Below are 24,188 nucleotides of genomic sequence, written 5' to 3' on the forward strand. Positions count from 1 at the left end.
CGTCGATTGCTCACTGCTCACGAAGGCACGGCTTCGCCGGGCCCAGAACAACTGCAATGAACTCCCGCAGTTAGCAGAGCGTCCCCTAAAAAAACAGAAAGAAGCCATTGGCGAAGAACACCACACCCGCCAAACCCACCGGCAGCGAGAGGTGCCAGACCCGCTTGACCTTCATCAGGCCAGCGATGGAATTGAGCAGGATGGAGACCTGCAGAAAGATCACTGCAAAGCCAAAGGGCTTGCCGTGCTTCTGGGCGTCGTCCCGTTCGGCTTCCAGCTTCTTGGCGTCGGCCTGGATGGTCTTGCGCTCGTCGGTATAGGTGGCGATCTTGGCCTGGTAGTCTGCCACCTTCTTGGCGTAGGCCGCCTTGACCTCCGCGTCGTTCGGCAGGGTTAAGCTTTGCAGCTGCAGCTGGCTCAGCTGCACTTCGTAGAGGTTCTGCTTGGTGCTCTTGGCCTGGTAGTAGGCCCACTGGTCCGATGCCTGCGCCTGAGTGATCACGCTACGGGTGGAGTAACCGCCACCCTTGAAGGTGGAGAGGGTCGCGCACACCGCCAGGATCACGGTCATCAGCGCCAGGTGGTTGAGCCAGGGTTCTTTTTTCTCTTCGGCCATGGGGATGGTCTCTTGATCAATTCAATATCTAGGTAGGGGACTGCATCAACCCCAGAAATACACCGCGGCCAGAGTGCTGGCGCCCACCGCCAGCATGACCAGCAAGAGGACGATAAGCAGGCGGCCGAGGCGCGGATATTCGTCGTCCTCGGGCGATTGGTAGCGGGATGGTTTGGGGTTGTCTTGCATGGCGGGCGATGTTGCCAAACTCAGCTTAACGCTGCCTGACAAAGCCGGGCCGAACAGGGGCGGAATCTTCCGGGCAGCGGCTACCGGCGGTCAAGTCCCGGGCATCTATCCCCCATCTGGAGGATGACGGGCTTGGCCGGGCTTTGCGAGACTGGCACCCCGGCCCCCGCGAGCTTGAACCATGGCGGATTTCTACGACGCGCTAGCGCCCTACTACCACCTGATCTACCCGGATTGGCCGGCCAGCGTGCGCCGCCAGGGCGAACAGCTGGCGGACATCATCGAAGCCGCCTGGCCGGGCAGCAGCTGCGTACTGGATGTGGCCTGCGGCATCGGTACCCAGACCATTGCCCTGGCTGCCAAGGGGTATTCGGTCATCGGCTCCGACCTCTCTGCCCAGGCCGTTGCCCGCGCCTGCGACGAGGCGGCCAACTGGGACGTGGACATTCCCTTCTCGGTCTGCGACATGCGCGAGGCCAATCACTTCCACGGCACCGGCTTCAACGTCGTGGTCTGTGCCGACAATGCCCTGCCCCACCTCCTGGACGATCAGGACATCCTGGCCGCCCTGCGCAGCATGCATGCCTGCGTGGTTGATGGTGGCGGGGTGATCATCAGCGTGCGCGACTACGCCGCGGAAGAACGTGGCCGCAACCTGCTCAAGCCCTATGGCGTGCGGGTGGATGGCAACAAGCGCTATCTGCTGTTCCAGGTCTGGGACTTCGATGCCGACGGCACGCACTACGACCTCACGCTCTACCTGATCGAGGAGGACCTGCGCAGCAACACCACCCGCAGCCAGGCCCTGCGCTCGCGCTACTACGCCATCGGCGTCGAGCACCTGATGGACCTGATGCGCGAGGTGGGCTTCAAGCAGGTCAGGCGCATGGATTCGGCCTTCTACCAGCCAGTGCTGGTGGGAACGCGACGGGGCTAGAATGTCCGCCTTCCAACAAAGGCAGACTACTCCCTATGCCGCGCGTCCTTCTCTACGACCTCTACCAATGCGCTTTGGTCATGCCCGCCGCCACAGGCGTCATTTACCAACAGCAGGCAGGCGGTACCTCATGCTTTCAACCCGAACAAGAAGGCTACTTGGTTCCAATCGGCAACGAGTCACCGCTGAACTCGCCAGAAGAATGGCTTGAGGCAAAGCTCATGGCACTCTTTGCCGACGGAAGTAGGGACCACTTGGATACTCATGCGCTCGCGGAAATTCAAACCCTACTTGATGCCAGTCCTTTCACCGCAGCAATACGGGTGAACCAAGCCTTCGCCAATATTTCGCTGGAAGCCTGGGTACATGTTTTAGTACCGAATGACATGCAAAACAATCTCGATGGTGTACCCGACACTCCGGCGATTCTGACCTGGTCCAATAGCGATTGACGGCTCCTCGCCGCGCGTCGGATTAAACCGCCCGCCGGGGTAGCAAGCCTCGTGAAAACTCCCAAACGCCCTCCCCTCACCACACCGCTTTCTATACTCAAAACGACCACATCCGGTGGTCAGCCAAACCTCGAATGGTGCCGTGATGAGCGGGCGGATGAGTTGGGCTTTGGGCGTAGCGGTGCTGGCACTGGTAGGCGGTGCAAGCCCGGACCCGGGCAGCCTGCCGGAAGAGGCCCAGACCGTGCGGCTGGCCTCCGGCCCGGTAGTGGGCATGCCCTTGGATGGCGAGCCCATACCCAACCTGCCGTCCTACGACGGCCCCCACCCCGCCAGCCAGCCCCGCCCGGACGATCCTGTTCACTTCCCCATCGCCCTGGGCGAGGTCGGGCCGGCTGAGGCGCTGTTTGCCGGGCCACGCCAATACCCCTTTGTCTGCGGGACAGAGAAGTCCCGTCTCGGGCCGCCCGTGGTCGATAACCAGGAAGGCATAGGCACGGCCGTCTATGCCCTGCGCAATGGCGAGCGGGTACTGCAGGGCTATAGCAGGGACTGCGGCGCCCGCTCGCGGGTCTGGTACTACTACAAACCCATCGATAGCGAGGAATTCACGCCTTGGTATGCCGATGCAGACGACGTGGACCAAGCCTGGGTAGGTGGCAAGCGGGTGCCGTTTATCGTGCGGGTGGAGATGGGCACCATCAACCGCTTTATCTATGCCTTGGCCGTCTTGCGTGGCGAGCACGAGACGGCGGCCGAACCAGGCGTGGACCGCTGGAACCGGCGACTGATCTACCAGTTCCAGGGCGGGGTGGGCATCGGCCACCGGCAGGGCTCTGTAGACCCTGCCCGGCTCTTGAAGGAACGCGCCGCACAACTGGCGCTGGGCTATGCGGTGGCCTACTCCACCGGCAACGCCACCAGCAACCACTACCATGTCTGGCTGCAGGAAGATACGGCGCTGCGGGTGAAGCGGCAGTTCGTGGCCCGCTACGGCGTACCCCGCTACACCGTGGGCATAGGCGGTTCCGGTGGCGGGCTGCAGCAGTACCTGCTGGCGCAGAACCATCCCGGCCTTCTGGATGCCGGCATCGCCCAGTATGCCTACCCGGACATGGTGACCCAGACCATACCGATCTTCGACTGCGAGCTGCTGGAACACTACTTCGATGTGACCGCCAGCGCCGACCCGCTCTGGCACAAGGCCAGCGGCCGGGCGCTGGTAGAGGGCTATAGCGCGGACGATGCCGCGCCCGACCGCTACGGCCTGGTGCGCAAGCTGGCCAGCGCCGCCCGCGCCGAGTGGCCCAATCTTGCCGCAGGCCAGACCGAGTGCACCGCCAGCTGGCGCGGGCTGACCCCGCTGGTACTGAACCCGCGCTACACCTCCTTTGCCGACAAGCTCGCCCCCGCCCTGGTGGACCGGGTGCACTGGAGCCACTTCGACGATGTAAACAATGTCTACGGCACCGATACGCAAGGTTTTGCCCGCGTACCCTGGAGCAATGTGGGTGTGCAATATGGCCTGGCCGCACTCAAGGCCGGCAGGATCAGCGTGGCGCAGTTCCTCGACCTCAATGCCAAGGTGGGCAGCTGGGTAAAGCCGGCGCAGATGCAGCGCGAGCGCTTTTGGCACCTGAGCGGCAATGCCGATAGCGAACTCAAGGACTTTTCGCCATCCAGCGCGCAGAACATCGCCCAAGGCCCAGGCGAGCAGCCGGCACCACGCTACCAGGGTGATCTGCAGGCCATGGCCGCCGCCTATCGCTCAGGCATGGTCTTCCTGGGTAAATTGGATATGCCGGTGATCGACCTGCGCCACTATCTGGACCCCGAGCTGGACATGCACCACGCGGCCGCGACCTTCTCAACCCGTGCGCGCATCGCCGCCGCCGGGGGCGAGATACGCAACCAGGCCATCTGGATGAGCCGCAAGCCGGACGACCCGACGCCGATCGCCTTTGCCGCCATGGACCGCTGGTTAGCAAACCTGCATGCCCACCCGGAGCGCGGCGTGAGCGGTAACCGACCGACCATGGCCGAGGACCGCTGCTGGGACAAGGACAGCAAACTGATCGCCAGCGGCAAGCGGGTTTGGGACGGCGCCTGGAATGGCCAGCCACGCGGCGCCTGTATGGCGCGCTACCCCATCTACAGCAACACCCGCCGCGAGGCTGGCGAAGGCATGGCCGGCGATGTATTCAAGTGCGCGCTGCAACCTGTGGCCGCAGCGCTGGCACGGGGGCTGTATGCCCCCCTCGATATGCGGCCCTACCAAGCACAACTGGAACGCATCTTCCCTGACGGGGTATGCGACTACAGCCAGCCAGACCGGGGCCGGCCGAACGATCTAGCCTTATCCAGGTAGCCGGTATAGCAAGCGCGTCCGATCCTGGCAGAACGGCACAAACAACCAGTGGTCCTCCAGCGCCCGCAGTGCACCGGCGTACAGCTCGCCGTGGCGTGGGTCGCCTTGCGGGTCCAACCCGGCGATCTGGTCATGGAAGCGCGCATAGGCCGCCTTGGCCAGCGCCCCAGGTGCCTGCTTCTCGAAGGCGCCGGCAAAGCCACTTGCCTCGCCATCCCGCTCGGCCCAACCGCGCGGCACGACATCAAACTCGCCCAGCGCCACCCGCGAATACACGTCCGGCGCGCCGCTGGTCTCGATCACCTCCAGCGCCAAGCCCTGCCCACGCAGCTCGGCGATCAGCAGGTCCAGCAGCCGAGTGAGCGCGCCACGGTGTGGGGTATAGAGCAGGCGCAGCGGATGGGCGGCAAAGTGTTCGCGCCAGCGGCCGGCAAAGCGCACCGGCGCCACGCTCATGTCGTTGCGGCGGTAGTAGCTGGCGGGCAACAGGCCGTCCGGCATAAAGCACGGCGTGTAGTAGGTGGGCGAGCAGGTCCAGGACGCCTGGCGGCGCGGGAACAAGGACTGCGCCAGGGCCTGGGCCATCAACCCAAAATCGCGCCGCAGCTGTGGGTCGGCAAACAAGGGGGCCTCGCCATTGAGCACCAGCATGCCCACCCAGCGCTCGCGCAACGCCAGCCGGCGGGTATCGTAGGGTGGTGTGTAGCTATGGTTGCGGTCGGCGATCATGGCGTGTACCCGGCCACCGGCAAAGGCGAGCTCCAGCTCGCTCTGGCTACCGTAGGCGGTGTAGCGGAAGCGCTGGTGCACGGCGGGAGCCAAGAGGCCTTCCCACAACGGTGCCAGCTCGGGCATGGCACTGCTGGGCTCCGCAGTGCCAACCAGGGCGGGTGAGACGATACCGAAATCGAGCATTTTTCCTCCTCAGGAAAACGCGCCTTGGGCGCGGTGAGGCTGTGGGCAGATCTGCCCCAGCACATGTAGTAGAGAAGGATGATAACGACACGGTTTTATCGCCAGCCTGCATCATGAGGACATTTCGCGTCGCTTTGCTGCAATTTAACTACCGAAAGTGCAGTTAAACTGCACCGCATGAACGAGATCGACACCTATGACAGAGCCATATTGCGCGAGCTGCAGCGCGACAGCCGGCAGAGCAGCGAGCAACTGGCGGGCGTGGTGGCACTATCGGCCACTGCGGTACAACGACGCATCAAACGCCTGCGCGAAACCGGCATCATCCGCGCCGAGCAGGCGGTGCTGGCACCCGAGGCGCTGGGCCGCAAGCTGAGCATGGTGATCCAGGTCACCCTCACCCGCGGCCGAGGCGATATCGTGGCCGACTTCAAGGCCCAGATGCGCGGCATGCCCGAGGTGCAGCAGTGCTACTACGTGACCGGCGAGCACGACTTTGTGCTGATCGTCACCGCCGAAGACATGGCCGACTATGAACGGCTGACCCACCGGCTGTTCTTCAACAACCCCAATATCCAGAAATTCCATACCGCCGTGGTGATGGAGCCGGTCAAAGTTGGCTTACAGGTACCGATACCTGATTAAACGGCGGTACTGAAGCCTGGTAACCCAACGCATCAGGCCAACAACAACCTGCGCCAGAAGCCCTGCCCCGGCGCATGCTCGTAGGCCAACCGGGCCGGGATGGAGAACTGCCATACCGTGCCCTCTGCCGCACTGGAGCGGCAGCTCAGCGTAGCCTTGATGCTACGGGCCCGCTCCTGCATACCCACCAGGCCCCAGTGACCGTCGCGCGCGCCGGATTGCTGTATGGCATCAGGTATGCCGCAGCCATCGTCGCGTACCGTAACCCGCAGCATGCTCTCGCCATACTGCACCTGTAGCTCGACGTGCTTGGCGCTCGCATGGCGGAAGGCGTTGTAGATCGCCTCCTTGGCGATGGCGCGGAACTGCTCGCTCACCAACGCGTGCAGCTTGCGCGGCTCACCGATCACAGTAGCGTGGAATTCAGCGCTGCTGTCTTCGGCCAGTTGGCTGCCGTGCTGCTGCAAGGAATCGAACAAGCCGCCCGCTTGGTCGTCCTGGCGCAGGCCACGTACTCGGTCGCGCCCCTCCTCGATCACCGCACCGGCAACCTCCAGCGCGCGCTCCAGCCGTTGCCGCTCCTCGTTGGCCGCCACATGGCCGGCCGCCTTGTCGAAGATCAGCACCAGGCCGTGTACCGACTGCAGCAAGGTATCGTGCAGCTCGCGGGCTATGCGCTCCCGCTCGTCCAAACGCTCCGCCAACTTCTCGCGCATGTGGCCCGCCACCTGCAAAAGCCGTACACGATGGAGCAACCAGATGCATGCCAGCACGGCCACCAGTGCCAGCGCCCGGAACCAGGTGGTCTGCCACCATGCGGGCGCGATACGGAAGCCGAGGCTGGCACCGGCATTGTTCCAGACGCCATCGTTATTGGCAGCCTGCACCACAAAGCGGTAGTAGCCCGGCGCGAGGTTGGTGTAGAAAGCGGAGCGGCGGTTGTCGGCATCCTGCCAAGCATCGTCCGCCCCTTCCAGCTTGTAGCGGAACTGCATGCGCTCGGGCATGGTGTAGCTCAACGCGGTGTAGTCAATACGCAGTTGCTGCGACCCCACCGGCAGTGCCAGACCGGCTTGCGGCAGGTAGGGCACATCTGCGCCCTGCCCCCCTTTAGCCGCCAGTTGCTTGATCAACACGGGTGGCGGCAGATCATTGTGCAGGGTGTGCGCCGGGTCCAGCCAGAAGAGGCCGGTGGTGGTGGTGAACCAGAGCTTGCCGCCCGTTGCAACCGCCGAGCGTACGCCACCCAGCTGTGGCGCTGCACCCCAAAGGCCATCCTCGTAGCCCAGGTGGGTGAAATGCACGCGGTAGCCAGGCTCTGCCAACAGCTTGGCTTGCTCGGCCGCAGCAATGCGGAAGATGCCCAGGCCACCATTGAGCCAGAGGTCACCGTCGGCCCCCTGGGCGATACCTGCAGTGGACTGGAAGGGTTCATCGCCCTCTCCCAGCACCTGATGAAAACGTGTGCCGTCAAAGAAGGCCAGGCCGTTCTCGCCTGCCACCCAAAGCGTCTTGCCAGCTCGGTAGACCTGCATGATGGTGCCCAGGGAAATGCCGTCCTTGCTGTCGAAGCGGCGCACCTGCCCCTGGGCCAGGCGTACCAGGGTGTTCTGGGTGGCGCCGAACCACATGTCGCCGTTCGGGTCGCTATAGATCGTGGTGTAGGCCTTCTTGCCCAGCTCGTCGTAGCCGCCATTGCGCAGCCATACACCCGCCTTGAGCCGGTACAGCTGCGGGCCGAAGGTGATCCAGAGGCTACCCTCGCCATCCATGCCGAGGCCGTTGGCCAAGGCCCGGATAATGTTGGGTGGAGGGGGGATCAGCGTACGGCTATAGCCCTGCGCGGTTTTCTCCACGCGGTAGAGGCCATCGAGGGTATGCGTCCACAGCCGGCCTTGCGGGTCCACATATTCTGCCAGCGAGAAATTGGTGGCCGATGGGGGAGCGGGGTCGAACCGCTCGGGCGCGGCACCCGGGTGGGCGATCCACTGCTGGTCTGTCCAGATCGCGCCATCCTTGCCCACGGCCAGGGGCAGCGCCTCGCCTTGCGAAGCTGCTGCCGGGTATTGGGTGAGCTTGTTCTCGCGGAAGCGGTCCAGCCCGTTGCCAGTCCCAACCCAAATGTTGCCTTCGCGGTCCACCAGCAGGGCGGTACCGCTCTCCCCGCTCAGGCCCTGTTGCCGGCTCATGCTCCGGCTGGCATTGCCGCCACCGCCAGCTTGCAGCATTTCCACACCATCTTCGCGCAGCACCCAAAGCCGGCCGGCCTTGTCGAGCGCCATCTGCGTATTGGCGCCCGGCCTGGGCTGCCACTGCAGACTGGCAGTGCCCTTGAGCGGGCCGCGCAGCATGCGTACACCGCCTTGTGAGGTATCAGTCCCCCATACGCTGCCATCGCGCGCTTCCAGGAGGTTGCCCCAGCCCCACTCGCCAGGCTGTTGCTCGAAGGCCGGCTTGCCAGGGGCGCGGTAGTACACGCCCTGTGCGCTGCGCAGCCACAGGCCGCCCTGGCTGTCATTGAGCAGCTGGATGGCGCTCTTGGGAGCCTGCATTTCGGCCGGCGCGCGTTCAAAGTCGCTCCCCTTGAGCTGGAACAAGCCCACGATGCTGGCCGCCCAGAGCTGGCCTTGGGCATCCACCTTTACATCGAGAACCGAGCCTTGCAGCCCTCCCTTGCGCGGGGCGTAGTGGTGGACGATGCGCTCATTGCGGATCTGCGAAACGCCACCATAGAGGTAGCCCACCCAGAGCGAGCCATCTGGCAGTACTGAAAGGCTGCGCACATAGCTCGACGGCATGGCGGCCCCCTGCGGGGTAAAGCGCTCAAAGCGCACGCCGTCGAAGCGGAACAGGCCGACCGAGGAGCCGACCCACAGCCAGCCATCTGGCGTTTGCGCCAGCGCGGTCACATAGGGTGGTGCACCATCCTTGGACTGCCAGCTGGTGTGGTGCAGGGTAATAAGGTGGTTGGGTTCGGCCTCTCCCGACGCATGGGCGGGTAGGCCCAGCGCCAGCAAGGCGCAGAGCGCAAAGCAGGCAAAGGGAACGTGCAGCAGGCGCAGCAAGGGGCGCATATCGTTCTCGTGTTCAGCGTGAGCGGGGGGCAACCGCCGATCTTACACAAGGCTGACATAGGCCTGACACCCTTACTCGCTAGTGGTTATCCACAAGACAGGATGCGCAGGGGCCTGCCATCACACCGGCCCAAGGACGGTTGAAGCAGGCCTAGGCCGGCACCGGCTCGGCTGCATTACCGGTAGTGGCAAACTCGCGGATCGCCTCGCCTTCCATGCGGTAGCGCACCCATTCGCTCTGCGGCGCGGCGCCGATGGATTTGTAGAAGCCGATGGCCGGCTCGTTCCAATCCAGCACGCTCCACTCGAAGCGGCCACAGCCCTGCTCCACTGCAATGCCGGCCAGGTACTGCAGCAAGTACTTGCCAGCACCCAGGCCACGCGCCTGCGGCGAGACGTAAAGGTCTTCGAGGTACAGCCCCGGCTTGGCCAGCCAGGTGGAATAGGAAAAGAAATACACCGCAAAGCCGATGGCCACCCCGCCCTGCTCGCAGATCAAGGCCTTGGCCGGCGAGCTTGCACCAAAGAGCGATGAGGTAATGGTCTCAACGGTGGCCGCAACCTGGTCCTCGGCCTTCTCATAGATGGCCAGCTCGGTGATGAATTGCAGGATGGTGGCGGCGTCGGTCACGACGGCGGGGCGGATGTGGAGCGGCATGGGGGGACTCGAAGTGTTACAGGGACGACGGGTTGCCATGGTAGGCGAAAGTACTGACGGAAGGCAGACCCCATAACACTGCGCTCTTTGCCTTGCTACGCACCCAATGCCGAACACCCTGGCGAACTCAGGCCCCCTTCATTACCACCGGCACGCCTGCCCTTACAGTGTTGTGCACCTCGGCCACGGCATCGGTCTCCCGCAGCAGCGCCTCTATCTGCTCGGGTGAGGCTGGCGACACCACCGCCGCCCGGTACTCGATATTGCGCGCCGCCAGGCCCACGCCCTTGAACTCTGCCCTGGCTTCGACCTCCACGCTGACCAGCGCTATGCCCATGCGTTGGGCCTCGCGGTAGAGGTCGTTACAGTAGCAGGTGGCCAGCGCCAGCATCAGGAACTCTCCGCCGTTCACCGCGGAGCCATTGCCCGCTGCTTTGGCCGGCACCGCCAGCGTCTGCGTCGTGTCGCCCGTGGTCACGCTGGTTTCGTGGACCTGCCCGCTATTTTTGACCTTTGCCGAAATCTGCATCGCAACTCCCAGCTAACCAAACCACCGTTTGACCTGGAACATGCGCGCCAGAGAGCTGGCCAGCGCATTTACCAGGAAAGACTAGACTGATTCGAGACGCTTGTACGGCTCCGCACGGAGCCGCTGCCCAGCAAACCACCAAGCCCGGCCCTTTTTATCCCGTTTCTGGAGGGGTAATGGATCTGACCGAATACCGGAACAGTGAGCCAGAACAGGCCCGGATAGCGGACCTGATGCGGCTGGTGCCAGGCAATCTGGGCCATATCATCGACATTGGTGCGCGGGACGGCTACCTGGCCGTGGAGCTGGCCAAGAAAGGTCAGCGGGTAACCGCGTTGGACCTCACCAAGCCAGAGATCGAGCACGACCAGATCACCTGCGTGCAAGGCAATGCCGCCGCGCTGGCGTTTGAAGACCGTAGCGCAGACCTGGTTTTCTGCGCCGAGGTACTGGAGCACATCCCGACCGAGATACTGCCCAAGGTCTGCGCCGAGCTGGGCCGGGTAGCCAGCCGCTATGTGCTGATCGGCGTGCCCTACAAGCAGGACATCCGCTTTGGCCGCACCACCTGCCAGCAATGCGGCCAGAAAAACCCGCCCTGGGGCCACGTCAACAGCTTCGACCTCGCCCGCCTGCAAGCGCTCTTCCCCGACTACCGTGCGGTACAGACATCCTTTGTAGGCCAGACCCGCGAAGGCACCAACAGCCTTGCTTGCTGGATGATGGACCGGGCCGGCAACCCCTATGGCACCTATAGCCAGCAGGAACCGTGCATTCAATGCGGGGCGGTGCTGGTGCGCCCCAGCCAGCGCACGCTATGGCAGAAGGTGCTGACGCGGGCAGCGGTCACCTTGAATGATGTGCAGCGGGCAGTGACGCCGGCACGGGGGAATTGGGTGCATGTATTGTTTGAGCGTAAGCCCAATACTGAACGCCTGTAATTCAATTTATTTCCGAACGAGAATACCTTTCTCCAAAATCAAGGCCGAATCACCCTCCACATCGCCCGCCTTTATTTCTTCAAGTACCTGCCAGTGCAGGGCTCCTTTCTGTAGGACAGCTTTACCCCGCACGACTGCCCCATTCCGGCCACTGGTAACCGTCAGGATAGCGGTAGAGCCTATGACTTCACCCTTTACTGTCTCTTCCTCACTATCATTCATGCGCCCACACTGTGGTGTCGCAAAGGTATGCTGCCCCGTTATCTTCTTGCCCTTTTGGACCAGATAAAACTCCGCGGAACCACACTCAACCTTTGCCTTGCGTTCCTCCTTGGAGCGAAGGTCTATGAACCAGCGGCCGGAGAAATCGGCATCTGCCGCAAGCACGCTAATAGGCAAAACAGCGCTAGTGAGAAAAAAGACTAGGGGAAGAAGTTTCGCAGCAACATTCAAGGACATATGTAGTGTATTGCTCTTAAGCGGGTTCATTTCAAAGCCATAACAAATGCCAAAATCTTTCTGATCTCAATGCCGAGGCGGTAAATTTTCATAGCTCAATCAACATGCCCATTAAACAATATGCAACTCCGTCTTCCGTATCCGATCCTTCACCCGCGTAATCTTCCGCCAGCCTGAGTTGTCGTTCATGGTGATCCAGCGCCGCTCTTCGGCGCGGTAGAACCAATCCTTGTCTTGCTGGAAGTAGATCTGGGTGTTGCTGGTCTCCCAGATGTTCAATATCTCGTTGCCATGGGCGCGGATTTCGTCGAAGTCAGTCGTCGCTTTCTGGCCCATCTCGCTGTAGTGACGGTGCAGGTCCAGTAGCAGGGCGTTGATCTCGTGCGGTAGCGGGTCTGCGTTCAGGCCAATGATGCGGGCCTCGTTGAGCAATATGGGGTAGCCGTGCGAGGGGTATTTGTTGTTGAGGGTGGTGGCGATCTGTTCGGCCACCAGCGGGTCTTTGATGTGGTAGCCCAGCAGTTCCTTGCACAGCATGATGGAGAGCGATTCAGCCCTATCCACCGCGCCGATCACCAAGGGGTGCACATGGGGGAACAGGGCCTTGTAGGGGTTCTCCAGCTCGTTGGGCTGCTCGCTGCGCCAGAGGCGGACCACGCGGGTGAGCTCGTCCAGGCTGACCGATACGCTGTCGTTGTCTTTGTCCACCGGCGAGAGCGCATGGGTGAGCGAGGTATCGACCGCTGTAAGGTAGGCGATGGGCCCCATGAGGATCTGGTTGGAGCCCAGGGCGATCATGGTGGCGGCGGAGGCGCACTCCAGCGGGACCAGCACCACCAGCTTCTGGCAGTACTGGCGCAGCAGGTTGACGAGGCGCAGCGAGGCCTGGCCGTTGCCGCCGTTGGATTTGATAAACAGGTAGATGGTTTGCTGGTGGCCGATGGATTCGAGGATCTCGAACAGGGCCACTGAATCACTATGGCAGACCGAGCCGCGCGGGTTGGTCCAGTAGGTGATCAGCGGGGCGCCGAGCAGGGTGCTGATCTTGGCGATCAGGCCTTGGGTCTTGCTGAACAGGACCGGCGGCTGCTTGATGGTTTTTTCTGGTGCTTTTTCCAAAGCTTGATGTCCCTCTTCTAATAAGGGAACTCCCAGAAGCCATAACTAGCTAGCGACCAAGGCTTCCAGAAGCGCCCGTTGTCGGGTGCTGGCCCGGCCGCCCCTCCCCAGGGCTTGCTCGCCGTAGCCGGCAATGATGTTGGCACTGCCCTGCCCGCCTTGGCAATCCTTCAAATGGGGGACTGTTGCCGATGTGCAATTAGAGCGCAGCGCCGTCGAATACATCCGACGGAAGCTTGGTGGCATCGAGCCCTTGCACGCAGCCCAGGTTGACGCGGTAGTGCCCCGGCCAGCGCATGGTCTGGTGGAAGGGGTAGATGCCGCAGCGGTTGCAGAAGTGGTGCTTGGCCACGCAGCTGCCGAAGCTATAGGTGGCCAGGGCGCCGTCTTCCGCCTCGATCTGGATATGCTCGGGCGCGATGATGTAGGGCGTCATGGCCGCGCCACGGCGCAGGCAGATGGAGCAATTGCAGCGCAGGCCTTTGACGAGCGGCTCGCCCTGGAAGGTAAAGCGGATGGCACCGCAGTGGCAGCTGCCTTGGTAGTGTTGCATTGGAAGACTCCAGTGAAAGTTTGCTTTAACTCGCCAGAACGCTAGAAAGCAGTGCCTTGCAGCCCACCCTGTCTAGCCACCGCCACGGCCCCGATACTTTGCAGCTTGCCTAGATCAGGCTCGACGCAATGTTGATGAGCAAAGCAACCAAGGTGGTGTTGAAGAAGAAGGCCAGGATGCAGTGGACCAGGTTGGTACGCCTGAGCGAACTACCGGTGATGGTGACATCCGCCGTCTGGGCCGAGGTACCGATGATGCAGGAGAAGTAGAGGAAGTCGCCATAGCCCGGTGCGTGGGTGCCGGGGAAGTCCAGCCCACCGGCCTTGCCATGGGTGATGTTGACGTAATAGTCGTGCGCGTAGTGCAGCGCGAACATGACCTGGGTGAAGAACCAGGACGAGAGAATGGTGAGGATGGCGAGGCCGATATGGATAAAGCGCGGCCAACCGGCGAGGTCATGCGCCGTACCCAGCTCGGCCACGATGGCACCGAGCGAGACGATGGCGGCCAACACCACCAGGGTAAGCACGATGGCGCTGCCTTCGTCCTCTGCCTGGGCACGCTTGCGCATGTTGTCATGGCTGGACGAGAGCATGAGCTGCGTGGCCAGTATGAGATAGAGCCAGGCTCCCACGTTCCAGCCCACGATCAGCCGGGTGATGAGTTCAGGGGAGCCGAACACGCCCATGAGCACCGCGGTAAGCACACCCACGCCGAGCGAGAGGAACAAACGCGGCCGGCCCACGGCCAGGCGGACCAGGTAGGGGTGGCGGGAGGGGATTGGTGCAGGTTGGGACATGCGCATTCACAGACTTGACGATGTACGCCCATCTTAGAGCCTGTGCTGAATTTAGGGGGCTAGGAATCAACATCTATTCCGTGCCTAGGCGAGCGCCAGCGAGGTTCCCCGCCGGCGGGCGGGGCGGAGGGGTGGGATTAAATCAAGAGAGGGCCGCTGGTTCCGACCAAGCGAACGGCGAGCGCACGGGTTCCCCGGGCGCCTGCACCGAACTTGCCTACCACGCCCATATAATTTCATATGGACGCGGCCCGCAACCAGCTCAGGAAGGCTTGTACGCCGGCATCCCCTGCCCTGCGTTCGGGGATATAGCCCCAGTAGCGCCAGGGGGTGGGGGCGGTAATGGCAAAGGGGTGTACCAGCCGGCCCTCGGCCACGTCCTGTGCCACCAGGGCCTGCGGGCCCATGGCCACACCCAGGCCATCCAGCGCGGCCTGCAGGGTGAGATAGAAGTGCTCCAGCGTGAGCGACTGCTTGGGTTGCAGGCCGGGCACGCCGGCCGCGCTCAACCATTCGTCCCACATGCTGGGGTAGGTGGCGGCGTGCAGCAGGGTGTGGCGAGCCAGGTCGGCGGGTTTCTTGAGCGGCGCATTCTTGAGGATAGCCGGCGAGCACACCGGCAGGCGTTGCTCGCAGAGGAACTCCTCGCCCACATAGCCGGCAATCTGCTGAGGGCCACCGCGTATGACTAGGTCGTGCGGGGTGGTCAGGGCTTCCACCACCTCGTTGGAGGTGCTGATGCGTACCTCCAGGGTCGGGTGCAGGCGTTGGAAGTCCGACAAACGCGGCAGCAGCCAGCGCAGGGTAAAGGTGGCAGGGGCATTCACCCGCAGCACACGCTGGCGGCCACGCTCCAGCTGCAGGGCGGTAGCCAGCGCAATGCGGTCCAGGGCCGCGCCCACTTCATCCATATAGTCGCGGCCGGCGTCGGTCAGTACCACGCGGCGGTTGAGCCGCTCGAACAAGGCCAGCCCCAGCCAACCCTCCAGCTGCTGCACATGGCGGCTGACGGCACCGTGGGTAACGGACAGCTCTTCCGCCGCCAGGCTGAAGCTGCCCAGTCGGGCGGCGGCCTCGAAGGCACGCAGGGAGTTGAGTGGGGGCAGGCGGCGGCGCACGGCGGGCTATGAACAATGCTTCGTGTGAGTTTATTTAACATTCAATACCAGTTTTAATGGTTTGTCAGCATTGATACCAGTCACTACAGTCTCGCCGAAGGTCGTGGCTGGCACGCCTTCACGTCAGAATTACTGGACTGAAAGGCAGCAGGCTATGGGCAATATCGTGGTGGTGGGCGCGCAGTGGGGTGACGAGGGCAAGGGCCGGCTGGTGGATTGGCTGAGCGAGCGTGCCGATATCGTGGCCCGCTACAACGGCGGCCACAACGCCGGCCACACCCTGGTGGTGGGCGAGCAGGTCTACAAGCTGGCGCTGCTGCCCTCGGGCCTGGTGCGCGGCAAGTTTGGCGTGATCGGCAACGGCGTGGCCGTGGACCCGGAGCATCTGCTGGGCGAGATTGCCAAGCTGCAGGCGCAGGGCGTGACCATCACCCCTGATCAGCTGATGATTGCCGAGACCGCCATCCTGGTACTGCCCGTGCACCGCGCGCTGGACAAGGCGCAGGAGGCCCGCCGCGGCACGCCCATCGGTACCACTCTGCGCGGCATCGGCCCCGCTTATGAAGACAAGGCCGGCCGCCGCGCGCTGCGCGTTTGCGACCTGGCCGACCCTATCGCACTGGAAGCCAAGCTCGGTGCCCTGCTGGCCCACCACAATGTCTGGCTGCAAGCCGTGGGCGAACCGACCTTCGATACTGCGACCGAGCTGGCCAAGCTGCTGGCCCTGGCGCCGCAGGTGCTGGCCTACACCGGCCCGGCCTGGCGTCGCCTCGCCCAGGCGGGCGAGCGTGGTGAGCGCATCCTGTTCGAGGGTGCGCAGGCGGTCATGCTGGATATCGACTGGGGTACCTACCCCTATGTGACCTCGTCCGGCACCATCGCGGCCAACGCCGCTGCCGGCACCGGCGTAGCACCTGCCCTGCTGGGCACCGTACTGGGCGTGAGCAAGGTCTACGCAACCCGCGTGGGTGAAGGCCCCTTCCCTTCCGAGCTGCACTGCGCGCTGGGCGAGGCGCTGCGCAGCAAGGGTGGTGAATTCGGCGTGAACACCGGCCGGCCACGGCGCTGCGGCTGGCTGGACCTGGTGCAGCTGCGCCAGAGCATTACCGTGGCCGGCATCAGCGCGCTGGCGCTGACCAAGCTGGACGTGCTCGACGGCATGGACGAGGTCAAGCTGTGCATCGGCTACACGCTGGACGGCGAACGCATCGACCACCTGCCGGCCAGCCAGGCCGTACAGGCCCGTCTGCAACCGGTGTTCGAGGTGTTGCCAGGTTGGCAGGGCACCACCCGCGGCGCCCGTACGTTGGCAGAGCTGCCGGTAGAAGCGGCGGCCCTGGTGCAGCGCATAGAGGCATTGGCCGGCATCCCGGTTGCAGTGGTGACCACGGGGCCGGAGCGGAGCGATACCATCGTGCTGCGCGATCCGTACCAGGACTAAGCGTCCCATTTCCAAACAGTCTCCAAACAAAAAGGCCGGCATATGCCGGCCTTTTTGCTTTGCTACCTGACGCCAGCCCAGGGCCGCGATCAGAACTCCTGCACCGTGGGGCGCAGCACGATCTCGTTGATATCTACATCGGCCGGCTGCTCGATGGCGTAGGCGATGGCACGGGCAACCGAATCGGCCGGGATGGCCATCTGCTCGTAGAAGCCCTGCACGAAGGCGGCACTCTCGGCGTGCTGGCTGCCGAACTTGAGTTCGGAATCCACCGCGCCGGGCAGGATGGTGGTGGTGCGGATGGCACCGCCGATTTCCTGACGCAGACCCTCGCTGATGGCACGGACGGCGAACTTGGTACCGCTGTAGACCGAACCACCGGGGGCAAAGACCTTGATACCGGCCACCGAAGAGATGTTGATGATGTGGCCACTACCCTGCTTCTGGAATTCCGGCAGGGCGGCGGCGATGCCGTACAGCACGCCCTTGATGTTGATATCGATCATGGCGTCCCACTCGTCGGTGCGGCCGGCGGCGATGGGCGAGATGGCCATCAGGCCGGCATTGTTGACAATGACGTCCACGCGGCCAAAACGGCTGACGGCTTTTTGCACCAGGGCCTCGACATCGGCCTTGCGGGTGACGTCGGTCACCACGAATTCGGCCTCGCCGCCGGCATTGCGCAGCTCACCCACCAGGGTTTCGAGCCTGTCCTTGCGGCGGGCACCCAGCACCACCTTGGCGCCCAGGGCGACCAGGTGGCGGGCGGTGGATTCACCCAAGCCGCTGCTGGCGCCGGTGATGACAACGACTTTACCTGCGATGTTCTTGCTCATGGCTACATCCCTTCTAACTGGTTAACGGTCAGGTGGTCACCTGTCTTGGAGCGCAGTATCGACCTGCGCAAACCAGCAGAAAATGGAAATGATATGATTTGAGAATTCCAAATTTTGGAATTGAAAACCATCCATTCGACCGGGGGTAAAGCCGTGCTCAACCGCTTGGAAATGCTGCGCATCTTCTGTACCGCTGCCGAGGCGGCGAGCTTCAAGGAGGCCGCCATCCGGCTGGGCATTTCGCCTCAGGCGGTGACCCGTGCGGTGCGCGAGCTGGAAGAGCTGACTGGCGAACTACTGTTCCACCGCAACACCCGCCGCAACCACATCACCGAGTTTGGCGAGCAGCTGGCCGAGCGCGGCCGGCGGGCGGTGGGCGAGATGGATGCGCTGTTCCAGTCCAACCGCCGGCCGGTGGACGAGGAGCTGCAAGGCACGGTGCGCATCACCACCCCCAGCAGCCTGGGCCGGACCTTCCTCACCCCGGCGTTGGCCACGCTGGGCCTGCGTTACCCCGGCTTGCGGCTGGATGTACGGCTGAGCGACCAGATTGCCGACGTGGTGGACGAACAGATCGACATTGGGGTGCGGGTGGGCTTTTTTCGCGATAGCCGCTTTGTGGCGAGGCGGGCCGGGCAGATCCGCTTTCACGTCGCCGCCGCCCCTTCGTTGGTGGCATTGACCGGCGGCCCCAAGCGGCTACAGGATCTGGACACGCTACCGGTGACCGGCCTGATCGACCGCAAGAGCGGCCGCCCCTGGGCCTGGTACTTCAAGGATGGCCAGCAATGGGCGCCGCGCGACCCGGTCTTCAGCACCGGCGATACCGATGCCGAGCTGGCGGCGGTACTGAGCGGGCTGGCCTACGGCCAGTTGGCCACGCCCATGGTGTCGCCCTATCTGCAATCCGGCCAGTTGGTGAGCGTACTGGACCACCTGGCGCCGGACCCATGGGGGCTGTATGTCTTCCGGCCGCAGCGCAGCCCGGTGCCGGCTCGCATACGGCTGGTGTTCGACCACTTGGTTCAGACTATCGCGGCCATACCTGACATGGGGTCGTCCGGCATCGCCTGATCGGTACTAGAGACCGCCGTACTGCTTTTTCATCTCCACCACGACCTGCTTGAGCTCGCCGCTGGCAGCCAGTTGCTCCAGCGCCCGATGCAAGCGTTGCTGCGCCTCCGCCGGTAACTGCCGGCTGGTCACCATATACATGTCTTCTTCGCCGAACACGGTGGGCTGGATCACCGCCCAATCACCAAGATGCTCGCTAGCCATCAAGCCCAGCAGAATCTCGTCGCTGCTGTAGTAATACTGGCCCCGTCCCGCCTGCAGCCGCCGGAGGCTGCTGAGGTTGTCGCTGCTGCTGGCGTCCACCTTCACGCCCTGCTCCATCAGCGAGCGGGTGGTGGATAGCCCCGCGGTGGCGATCACCGGCACCTTCTGGCTACGCTCGCGCAGGTCGGCTACGTCGCGCGGGGCCCCGATATCGCGGCGGCTCATTACCCGCATCTGGATGTGGTACAGCGGCGGCTCGAGGAAGCGCATGCTCTGCTGGCGATTTGCACTTTTGACCAGGCCGCAGAAAACGTCCAGCTGACCGCTCTGCAGGCCTTTCTCCACCAGCGGGGTGGAAAGCAGGACCTCGAGGCCGGTGAACTGTATATGGCCATCCTTGGCCTGGATGGCCGCAAGCAATGCCGGACAAACACCCACTACCTTGCCGCCCTGCTGCACGTACTTGGGTGCAGTGCTTACCTGGCCAGCAGTGCGTAGCACCAGCGGCTCGCTCGCGCACGCCCAGGCGGCCAGCAGCACGGCCAGCCACGGCCGCAGCCGGTAGGGGGAGCGTCTCCTTGCGGTTTGGTGCCACGTACTTGCCGTCATGCCATGCAATACCGGTTAGGGTTTCCCTGATCATAGTCAGCATTGCAAAAAACGGCGGGCGGCCTTTACCACCACGACATGCGGCCTCCGCATGCCTCATTCTCGGACCAGGACCTTGGATTGCCGCTTCAGGTGCCTGCAGTCTGCTGCTGCGCCGGCAGCACGGGGCGGCCAGCCCTCAGCCATTGCAGCAGCGTGCGCTGTGCCGGCCCGCCCACATAGCGCGCCACCAACCAGGCCAGCACGCAGGCACAGCTGATAAACAGCACCAGCCAAGGCAGCCGGGCGGCGTAGCTGAGGTGGTCCCTGTCGGTCACATTGCGCATGACGGCCAGCACGATGACATGAAAGAGATAGAGCTCGTAACTATGCAGGCCCATCCAGCGCAAGCCGCGCAAAGGTCGGCTATCCAGCCATCGGCCGGGTACCGTGCGGGGTGCATGCACCAACAAGGTGGCAGTCAAGAGGCCGATCAAGCTAAAGCCCCAGACCTCGTTCCCACCTATGCCGCGCAGGTAGACCACGGCCAGCAATAGGCCGGCGATAGGTCGCACCCAGGCCGCCAAGCGCACACCTGGCTGCCAGTGCCGCAGCAGCATGGCCGCCAGGCAGCCCAGGGCAATTGCATCGAAGCAGGCCTGGTAGCCGTACATGAAGAAGATTTCATTGTCGGCATGCAGGCTGCGGTAGTACGGCGCATAGGCGATCAAGCCCAGGCCCAGCAACGCCACCAGCGCCTGGCGGCGCAGCAGCAGGCAGGCCAGCGGAAACAGGATATAGAACAGCATCTCGACCGACAGCGACCAGTACACATTGAGGCAGTAGTTGAAGTAGCCGGCCGACTGCATGAGCAGGTTGTGCCAGAAGGTCAGAATGGAGCCGACAGCCACCACGAAGTAGCTGGCAGGCAGGGGCGGGTTCGCGTCGGAATTGTTGAAGAAGGGAATATCCAGGCAGCCCAGCGGCACGATAATGGCCAGCGCCAGCAAGAGGCAGGGCAAGAGGCGGGCAAAGCGCTGGGCGTAGAAGGTGCGCAGCGAGAGTTGCGACAGCTGCCCCCAGCGGTCCAGCGTGTTGCCGGTGATCAAAAAGCCCGAGATGACGAAGAAGATGGTCACCCCGTAGTTGCCATTGAGCAGCACGGCACGCAGCCACTCGGCCGGGACCACATCGCCCAGCGGGCTGTTCTTGAGGCCAAAGGCCAAGGTGAAGTGCAGCAGCAAGACCAGCAGGATGGCAATGCCACGCAGGCTGTCAACAAATGGATTACGGATCGGGGACGTGCTCAAGGGTGGAACCTGCTGCAAGACCGGGCTAGCCGTGGGACACGCAGCTTAGCTGCCGCTGGCAGGCTTGGGCAGAGCCGGCACTGCAACTGCTGTAACGCTATACCGCGTAGCTGCCTTGGGGCTGGGCAACCGGTGCAAACGCATGCGCGGCGTTGAGCAGGGTCTGGATTGCTTCCTGTATGGCCGGGGTATTACCGTTGGGACCATAGGAGCGGGCGATATGCTGCAATACCGATTCTGCCGCGCTGCGCGACAGCCCTTTGGAGCGGGCCTGCTCCAGTTCGTGGATGGCACGTTCCAAGGCAGTGTGGGCATCGCTATCCTGCCAGGGGCCGACTTCCGGCAGCGGCATATTGAAAAGACGATGGAACTGGCTGGCGACCAGCAGCGAGCGGATGGGCTGCGACATATTGCTCAGGGTGAGCGTGGCGCGCCGGGCGGCGAGCCGCTCGCGCAGCAGCAGCATCATGCCGAGCGCGGAACTGTCTATGCGGGTGACCTGGCTGAAGTCGATCTCGGCACTGCGTATATTGGCGTGGCCGGTGATCTGAGAGGAAGCATCCCGAAATGCGCGATGCAGGGCAAAGTCAAAATTGCCCACGATGCTGATCAGCGCATGCGTACCTTCGATGTGCAGCTTCGCTTCCATGGGATATTCCACCTTCATGTACTTGAGGCACAAAATACCGGCAGACAGGGCGGGTAGCGCCCCAAGGCTGCCGGGTGATGACCTAGCCGGCACAGGGTGGTCCGGCGATTTCCAAAGCTGCCGGATGCTACAACATAACCAATTGATGATTATCACCTATCGACAACTGGTAATTATGTTGTATGCATGAAAACCACACTTTTGTGCGGCTGCAGTATTTCCTTAACAAGGCTTGCAGACGCGTAACAACACTACAAGCTGCCCTGCCTTCAACACCGGTGGTGGCGATGAAGCGGCAGCCTTCCCATCCAGATACGCCAGCAAGTGAAGCAAGTGCCTACCGAGTTCACGTCTCATCCGGCACACCCCCTGGGGTCCCGCTCATTTATTTATGAGAATGATTGCCATTCTATTACCCGAATGGCGCAGCGCACAAACCGAGGTGTGTCTGGAAGCCGGACCCTATCCCCTGCCACCATGGGCGAGAACCGGTTTACGCCCCAAGGACGGGCGGCAGGACCTTTCCCCCAAATGGAGGATGGCAACCGCACCACAAGCGGTTATGCTGGCGTGCAGCAAAATATATAAGGCAGCCTGTTCGCAAGGCTGCCAACCCGACCCTCGACGAATCCGCTCGCGGGGCCGGCTACACAGGGCCAAAAACAGAAGCCGACGGGTACCACCCGCCCGGCTCGTTCCAGGGGGCAGCATCCTCGCTGCTATATGTGTCGCTGGCCGGAGCTTGCTCCCGCCTACGGCGCCCGTGATGTCTCGACCCGCCCTCGCCTGCCCTGCAGGTGCTGGAACACGGTGCCGCACCGCCATGCGGCCCCTGGAGCGTAGCCATGCAGCTCGATTCGTTCGCCTCGCCGGCCACAGTGCTGGAGCCAGTGTCTACCGACACCTATCCCGACCTGGTCCCCTTGGTGGTGGACCTGGATGGAACCCTGACCCCGACCGATACCCTGGTCGAATCCATTGTGCTGCTGCTCAAGCAACGCCCGCAGGATCTGCTGCGCCTACCCGGCTGGCTGCTCAATGGCCGGGCGCAGCTCAAGGACCAGGTAGCCGCCCGTACCCAGCTGCCGGTGGCCGGCCTGCCCTGGCGCGCGGAGCTGATCGAATACCTGCAGGCAGAGAAAGCGCGTGGCCGACGCATCGTGCTGGCCACCGCCGCACATCACGATATTGCCGACCTGGCAGCGCAGCACCTGGGGCTGTTTGACGCAGTACTGAGCAGCGACCCGGAGCACAATCTCAAGGGAGCTGCCAAGCTGGAGGCGATCCGCGAGCTGGTGGGACCCGACTTTATCTACGTGGGTGACAGCGCGGCCGACCTGCCGATCTGGAAGGCCGCCAACGGCGCCGTGCTGGTAGGGGTATCGCGCCAGGTGGCGCGGACGGTACGCGAAGACCGCACCCCGATCGAACGGGAATTCCCCCGTGCGCCAGAGGGGCTAAGCTTGTGGCTGAGAGCACTGCGGGTGCACCAGTGGCTCAAGAACCTGCTGTTGTTTGTGCCCATGCTGACGGCTTTTTCCTTTATGCAGCCGGCCAAGCTCTTGACCATGGCCTGTGCCTTCCTCGCTTTCTCGCTGGTGGCATCGGCCACCTACGTGGCCAATGATCTCTGGGACCTGGAAAACGACCGGGCCCACCCGCGCAAACGCCATCGTCCCTTCGCCAGCGGTGCCCTGCCCCTGCACCATGGCGTGGCGGTAGCCGCGCTGGCGCTGACCTCGGCTTTTTTGCTGGCCAGCACGGTGTCGCAGGGCTTTACCCTGGTGTTGCTGGCCTACCTGGTGCTCACCAGCAGCTATAGCTGGGCGCTCAAGGGCTATGTGCTGCTCGATGTGCTGATGCTGGCACTGCTTTACACCCTGCGCATCGTGGCCGGCTCGGTCGCTATCGGGGTGGTGACCAGTTCCTGGCTGCTGGCCTTCTCGGTCTTCATCTTTCTGAGCCTGGCCTTGGTCAAACGCTGCTCGGAGCTGTTGCTGCTGGAGCAGCGCGGCAACGTGGCGGCACGCGGGCGCGATTACCGCGTGACCGACCTGACCGTGCTGTGGCCATTGGGCGTGGGGGCGGCGCTCAGCTCCATTGTGGTGTTCGGTCTGTTCCTGAGTGCGCCTGAGACGCAGGCCCGCTATGCTTCGCCGCAGCTTTTGTGGCTGGTGGCCTTTGGCCTGATCTATTGGCTGGGCCGGCTCTGGATCAAGACCGCACGCGGCGAGATGCACGACGACCCGGTGCTGTTCGCGGTCAAGGACCGTGGCAGCCGGTTGACGGTGGCCGCCATCGTCCTGACCACCCTGGTCGCACGCTTTGCCCAAGTGGGGATCGCAACATGAATACCATCCTGGTCGCGCTGTTCAGCATCGGCCTCTCGGTTGCAGCGCAATTCACTCTCAAGGCCGGCATGAGCAGCCAGTCGGTACGCGAGGTCATGGCCGGCCCTTACAACCTACAGACCCTCTGGACCGTGATGCTGCAGCCCCTGGTGCTCGGTGGCTTCATGCTCTACGGCGTGGGGGCCGTGGTGTGGTTGGGGGTGCTGTCGCGCTGGGATGTGAGCAAGGCCTACCCCCTGGTGGGCCTGGGCTTTGTGCTGACCGTGGCGGTAGGCCTCTTGATGGGCGAAGACGTGAACCCGACCCGTACCGTAGGCGTGCTGCTGATCTGCGTGGGCGTGCTGCTGGTGGGGCGGAGCTGAG

At 63.3% G+C, this 24,188-nt stretch carries 24 protein-coding genes; 9 read left to right on the forward strand and 15 right to left on the reverse strand.

The window, feature by feature from the left end:
* Window positions 1-85 precede the first annotated feature (85 nt).
* Complete coding sequence (locus VIM95_RS07605) at window positions 86-616, reverse strand: DUF4337 domain-containing protein (protein WP_331984432.1); 531 nt, start codon at window positions 614-616, stop codon at window positions 86-88.
* Window positions 617-661: 45 nt separating this feature from the next.
* Window positions 662-805: a hypothetical protein gene (locus VIM95_RS07610; protein ID WP_331984433.1), complete on the reverse strand. Its 144-nt coding sequence runs from the start codon at window positions 803-805 to the stop codon at window positions 662-664.
* Between the two features lie 181 nt (window positions 806-986).
* On the opposite strand from VIM95_RS07610, the gene VIM95_RS07615 reads away from it, so the two are divergent.
* The 3 genes from VIM95_RS07615 (at window position 987) to VIM95_RS07625 (ending at window position 4,562) form a co-directional block, all read left to right on the forward strand.
* A complete protein-coding gene (locus VIM95_RS07615; protein WP_331984434.1) occupies window positions 987-1,742 on the forward strand; it encodes a class I SAM-dependent methyltransferase in 756 nt (251 codons plus the stop codon).
* Window positions 1,743-1,777: 35 nt separating this feature from the next.
* Entirely contained in the window at window positions 1,778-2,194 is a 417-nt protein-coding gene (locus VIM95_RS07620; protein ID WP_331984435.1) for a DUF6210 family protein, read from the forward strand.
* A gap of 157 nt (window positions 2,195-2,351) precedes the next feature.
* Complete coding sequence (locus VIM95_RS07625) at window positions 2,352-4,562, forward strand: DUF6351 family protein (protein ID WP_331984436.1); 2,211 nt, start codon at window positions 2,352-2,354, stop codon at window positions 4,560-4,562.
* Here the strand turns inward: VIM95_RS07625 and VIM95_RS07630 are convergent.
* Window positions 4,551-5,477, reverse strand: coding sequence for a hypothetical protein (locus VIM95_RS07630; RefSeq protein WP_331984437.1), 927 nt, complete (start codon window positions 5,475-5,477; stop codon window positions 4,551-4,553). The genes VIM95_RS07625 and VIM95_RS07630 overlap by 12 nt on opposite strands.
* Before the next feature lie 177 nt (window positions 5,478-5,654).
* Between VIM95_RS07630 and VIM95_RS07635 the strand changes: the two genes are divergently transcribed.
* Window positions 5,655-6,122 (forward strand): Lrp/AsnC family transcriptional regulator, encoded by a 468-nt coding sequence (locus VIM95_RS07635; RefSeq protein WP_331984438.1) that lies wholly within the window; start codon window positions 5,655-5,657, stop codon window positions 6,120-6,122.
* A 32-nt stretch (window positions 6,123-6,154) separates the two neighbouring features.
* Here the strand turns inward: VIM95_RS07635 and VIM95_RS07640 are convergent, their stop codons facing one another.
* The 3 genes from VIM95_RS07640 to VIM95_RS07650 form a co-directional block, all read right to left on the reverse strand.
* On the reverse strand, window positions 6,155-9,196 hold the full coding sequence (locus VIM95_RS07640; RefSeq protein ID WP_331984439.1) for a sensor histidine kinase: 3,042 nt from the start codon (window positions 9,194-9,196) through the stop codon (window positions 6,155-6,157).
* Window positions 9,197-9,347: 151 nt separating this feature from the next.
* Window positions 9,348-9,854 carry a GNAT family N-acetyltransferase gene (locus VIM95_RS07645; protein WP_331984440.1) on the reverse strand — a complete coding sequence of 169 codons (507 nt, stop codon included), beginning with the start codon at window positions 9,852-9,854 and terminating at the stop codon, window positions 9,348-9,350.
* Window positions 9,855-9,981: 127 nt separating this feature from the next.
* On the reverse strand, window positions 9,982-10,383 hold the full coding sequence (locus tag VIM95_RS07650; protein ID WP_331984441.1) for an OsmC family protein: 402 nt from the start codon (window positions 10,381-10,383) through the stop codon (window positions 9,982-9,984).
* Between the two features lie 176 nt (window positions 10,384-10,559).
* Between VIM95_RS07650 and VIM95_RS07655 the strand changes: the two genes are divergently transcribed.
* Window positions 10,560-11,324 (forward strand): class I SAM-dependent methyltransferase, encoded by a 765-nt coding sequence (locus tag VIM95_RS07655; protein ID WP_331984442.1) that lies wholly within the window; start codon window positions 10,560-10,562, stop codon window positions 11,322-11,324.
* 6 nt (window positions 11,325-11,330) lie between these two features.
* Here the strand turns inward: VIM95_RS07655 and VIM95_RS07660 are convergent, their stop codons facing one another.
* From VIM95_RS07660 to gcvA, 5 genes are all read right to left on the reverse strand, one after another.
* On the reverse strand, window positions 11,331-11,783 hold the full coding sequence (locus tag VIM95_RS07660; protein ID WP_331984443.1) for a hypothetical protein: 453 nt from the start codon (window positions 11,781-11,783) through the stop codon (window positions 11,331-11,333).
* 111 nt (window positions 11,784-11,894) lie between these two features.
* A complete protein-coding gene (locus tag VIM95_RS07665; RefSeq protein ID WP_331984444.1) occupies window positions 11,895-12,902 on the reverse strand; it encodes an SDH family Clp fold serine proteinase in 1,008 nt (335 codons plus the stop codon).
* 199 nt (window positions 12,903-13,101) lie between these two features.
* Window positions 13,102-13,455 carry a GFA family protein gene (locus tag VIM95_RS07670; RefSeq protein WP_331984445.1) on the reverse strand — a complete coding sequence of 118 codons (354 nt, stop codon included), beginning with the start codon at window positions 13,453-13,455 and terminating at the stop codon, window positions 13,102-13,104.
* 109 nt (window positions 13,456-13,564) lie between these two features.
* Window positions 13,565-14,254 carry a DUF1345 domain-containing protein gene (locus tag VIM95_RS07675; protein ID WP_331984446.1) on the reverse strand — a complete coding sequence of 230 codons (690 nt, stop codon included), beginning with the start codon at window positions 14,252-14,254 and terminating at the stop codon, window positions 13,565-13,567.
* 236 nt (window positions 14,255-14,490) lie between these two features.
* Window positions 14,491-15,372, reverse strand: coding sequence for a transcriptional regulator GcvA (gene gcvA, locus VIM95_RS07680; protein ID WP_331984447.1), 882 nt, complete (start codon window positions 15,370-15,372; stop codon window positions 14,491-14,493).
* Window positions 15,373-15,526: 154 nt separating this feature from the next.
* On the opposite strand from gcvA, the gene VIM95_RS07685 reads away from it, so the two are divergent.
* Window positions 15,527-16,813, forward strand: coding sequence for an adenylosuccinate synthase (locus tag VIM95_RS07685; RefSeq protein ID WP_331984448.1), 1,287 nt, complete (start codon window positions 15,527-15,529; stop codon window positions 16,811-16,813).
* Window positions 16,814-16,902: 89 nt separating this feature from the next.
* Here the strand turns inward: VIM95_RS07685 and VIM95_RS07690 are convergent, their stop codons facing one another.
* Window positions 16,903-17,649, reverse strand: coding sequence for an SDR family oxidoreductase (locus tag VIM95_RS07690; protein WP_331984449.1), 747 nt, complete (start codon window positions 17,647-17,649; stop codon window positions 16,903-16,905).
* Window positions 17,650-17,763: 114 nt separating this feature from the next.
* Here VIM95_RS07690 and VIM95_RS07695 point away from each other — a divergent pair, with 114 nt between their 5' ends.
* Window positions 17,764-18,723 (forward strand): LysR family transcriptional regulator, encoded by a 960-nt coding sequence (locus VIM95_RS07695; protein ID WP_331984450.1) that lies wholly within the window; start codon window positions 17,764-17,766, stop codon window positions 18,721-18,723.
* Window positions 18,724-18,729: 6 nt separating this feature from the next.
* On the opposite strand, the gene VIM95_RS07700 is transcribed toward VIM95_RS07695, so the two are convergent.
* The 3 genes from VIM95_RS07700 to VIM95_RS07710 all read right to left on the reverse strand — a co-directional run bounded on the left by VIM95_RS07700 (window position 18,730) and on the right by VIM95_RS07710 (window position 21,474).
* On the reverse strand, window positions 18,730-19,536 hold the full coding sequence (locus VIM95_RS07700; RefSeq protein WP_331984451.1) for a substrate-binding periplasmic protein: 807 nt from the start codon (window positions 19,534-19,536) through the stop codon (window positions 18,730-18,732).
* A 128-nt stretch (window positions 19,537-19,664) separates the two neighbouring features.
* Window positions 19,665-20,825: an acyltransferase gene (locus tag VIM95_RS07705; RefSeq protein ID WP_331984452.1), complete on the reverse strand. Its 1,161-nt coding sequence runs from the start codon at window positions 20,823-20,825 to the stop codon at window positions 19,665-19,667.
* 97 nt (window positions 20,826-20,922) lie between these two features.
* Window positions 20,923-21,474: an STAS domain-containing protein gene (locus tag VIM95_RS07710; protein WP_331984453.1), complete on the reverse strand. Its 552-nt coding sequence runs from the start codon at window positions 21,472-21,474 to the stop codon at window positions 20,923-20,925.
* Between the two features lie 845 nt (window positions 21,475-22,319).
* Between VIM95_RS07710 and VIM95_RS07715 the strand changes: the two genes are divergently transcribed.
* Entirely contained in the window at window positions 22,320-23,825 is a 1,506-nt protein-coding gene (locus VIM95_RS07715; protein ID WP_331984454.1) for a UbiA family prenyltransferase, read from the forward strand.
* Window positions 23,822-24,187, forward strand: a complete 366-nt coding sequence (locus tag VIM95_RS07720) for a hypothetical protein (protein ID WP_331984455.1) — start codon at window positions 23,822-23,824, stop codon at window positions 24,185-24,187. Before VIM95_RS07715 ends, VIM95_RS07720 begins: the two co-directional genes overlap by 4 nt.
* The last annotated feature ends 1 nt before the right edge of the window (window position 24,188 follow it).

Source organism: Chitinimonas sp., from assembly GCF_036568685.1.
Taxonomy (GTDB): domain Bacteria; phylum Pseudomonadota; class Gammaproteobacteria; order Burkholderiales; family Chitinimonadaceae; genus Chitinimonas.

What these genes read in the sequence shown, in the direction of transcription:
- VIM95_RS07605 (WP_331984432.1), bottom strand. Translation starts at nt 616, where the DNA reads ATGGCCGAAGAGAAAAAAGAACCCTGGCTCAACCACCTGGCGCTGATG.
- VIM95_RS07610 (WP_331984433.1), bottom strand. Translation starts at nt 805, where the DNA reads ATGCAAGACAACCCCAAACCATCCCGCTACCAATCGCCCGAGGACGAC.
- VIM95_RS07615 (WP_331984434.1), top strand. Translation starts at nt 987, where the DNA reads ATGGCGGATTTCTACGACGCGCTAGCGCCCTACTACCACCTGATCTAC.
- VIM95_RS07620 (WP_331984435.1), top strand. Translation starts at nt 1,778, where the DNA reads ATGCCGCGCGTCCTTCTCTACGACCTCTACCAATGCGCTTTGGTCATG.
- VIM95_RS07625 (WP_331984436.1), top strand. Translation starts at nt 2,352, where the DNA reads ATGAGTTGGGCTTTGGGCGTAGCGGTGCTGGCACTGGTAGGCGGTGCA.
- VIM95_RS07630 (WP_331984437.1), bottom strand. Translation starts at nt 5,477, where the DNA reads ATGCTCGATTTCGGTATCGTCTCACCCGCCCTGGTTGGCACTGCGGAG.
- VIM95_RS07635 (WP_331984438.1), top strand. Translation starts at nt 5,655, where the DNA reads ATGAACGAGATCGACACCTATGACAGAGCCATATTGCGCGAGCTGCAG.
- VIM95_RS07640 (WP_331984439.1), bottom strand. Translation starts at nt 9,196, where the DNA reads ATGCGCCCCTTGCTGCGCCTGCTGCACGTTCCCTTTGCCTGCTTTGCG.
- VIM95_RS07645 (WP_331984440.1), bottom strand. Translation starts at nt 9,854, where the DNA reads ATGCCGCTCCACATCCGCCCCGCCGTCGTGACCGACGCCGCCACCATC.
- VIM95_RS07650 (WP_331984441.1), bottom strand. Translation starts at nt 10,383, where the DNA reads ATGCAGATTTCGGCAAAGGTCAAAAATAGCGGGCAGGTCCACGAAACC.
- VIM95_RS07655 (WP_331984442.1), top strand. Translation starts at nt 10,560, where the DNA reads ATGGATCTGACCGAATACCGGAACAGTGAGCCAGAACAGGCCCGGATA.
- VIM95_RS07660 (WP_331984443.1), bottom strand. Translation starts at nt 11,783, where the DNA reads ATGTCCTTGAATGTTGCTGCGAAACTTCTTCCCCTAGTCTTTTTTCTC.
- VIM95_RS07670 (WP_331984445.1), bottom strand. Translation starts at nt 13,455, where the DNA reads ATGCAACACTACCAAGGCAGCTGCCACTGCGGTGCCATCCGCTTTACC.
- VIM95_RS07675 (WP_331984446.1), bottom strand. Translation starts at nt 14,254, where the DNA reads ATGTCCCAACCTGCACCAATCCCCTCCCGCCACCCCTACCTGGTCCGC.
- VIM95_RS07685 (WP_331984448.1), top strand. Translation starts at nt 15,527, where the DNA reads ATGGGCAATATCGTGGTGGTGGGCGCGCAGTGGGGTGACGAGGGCAAG.
- VIM95_RS07690 (WP_331984449.1), bottom strand. Translation starts at nt 17,649, where the DNA reads ATGAGCAAGAACATCGCAGGTAAAGTCGTTGTCATCACCGGCGCCAGC.
- VIM95_RS07700 (WP_331984451.1), bottom strand. Translation starts at nt 19,536, where the DNA reads ATGACGGCAAGTACGTGGCACCAAACCGCAAGGAGACGCTCCCCCTAC.
- VIM95_RS07710 (WP_331984453.1), bottom strand. Translation starts at nt 21,474, where the DNA reads ATGGAAGCGAAGCTGCACATCGAAGGTACGCATGCGCTGATCAGCATC.
- VIM95_RS07715 (WP_331984454.1), top strand. Translation starts at nt 22,320, where the DNA reads ATGCAGCTCGATTCGTTCGCCTCGCCGGCCACAGTGCTGGAGCCAGTG.
- VIM95_RS07720 (WP_331984455.1), top strand. Translation starts at nt 23,822, where the DNA reads ATGAATACCATCCTGGTCGCGCTGTTCAGCATCGGCCTCTCGGTTGCA.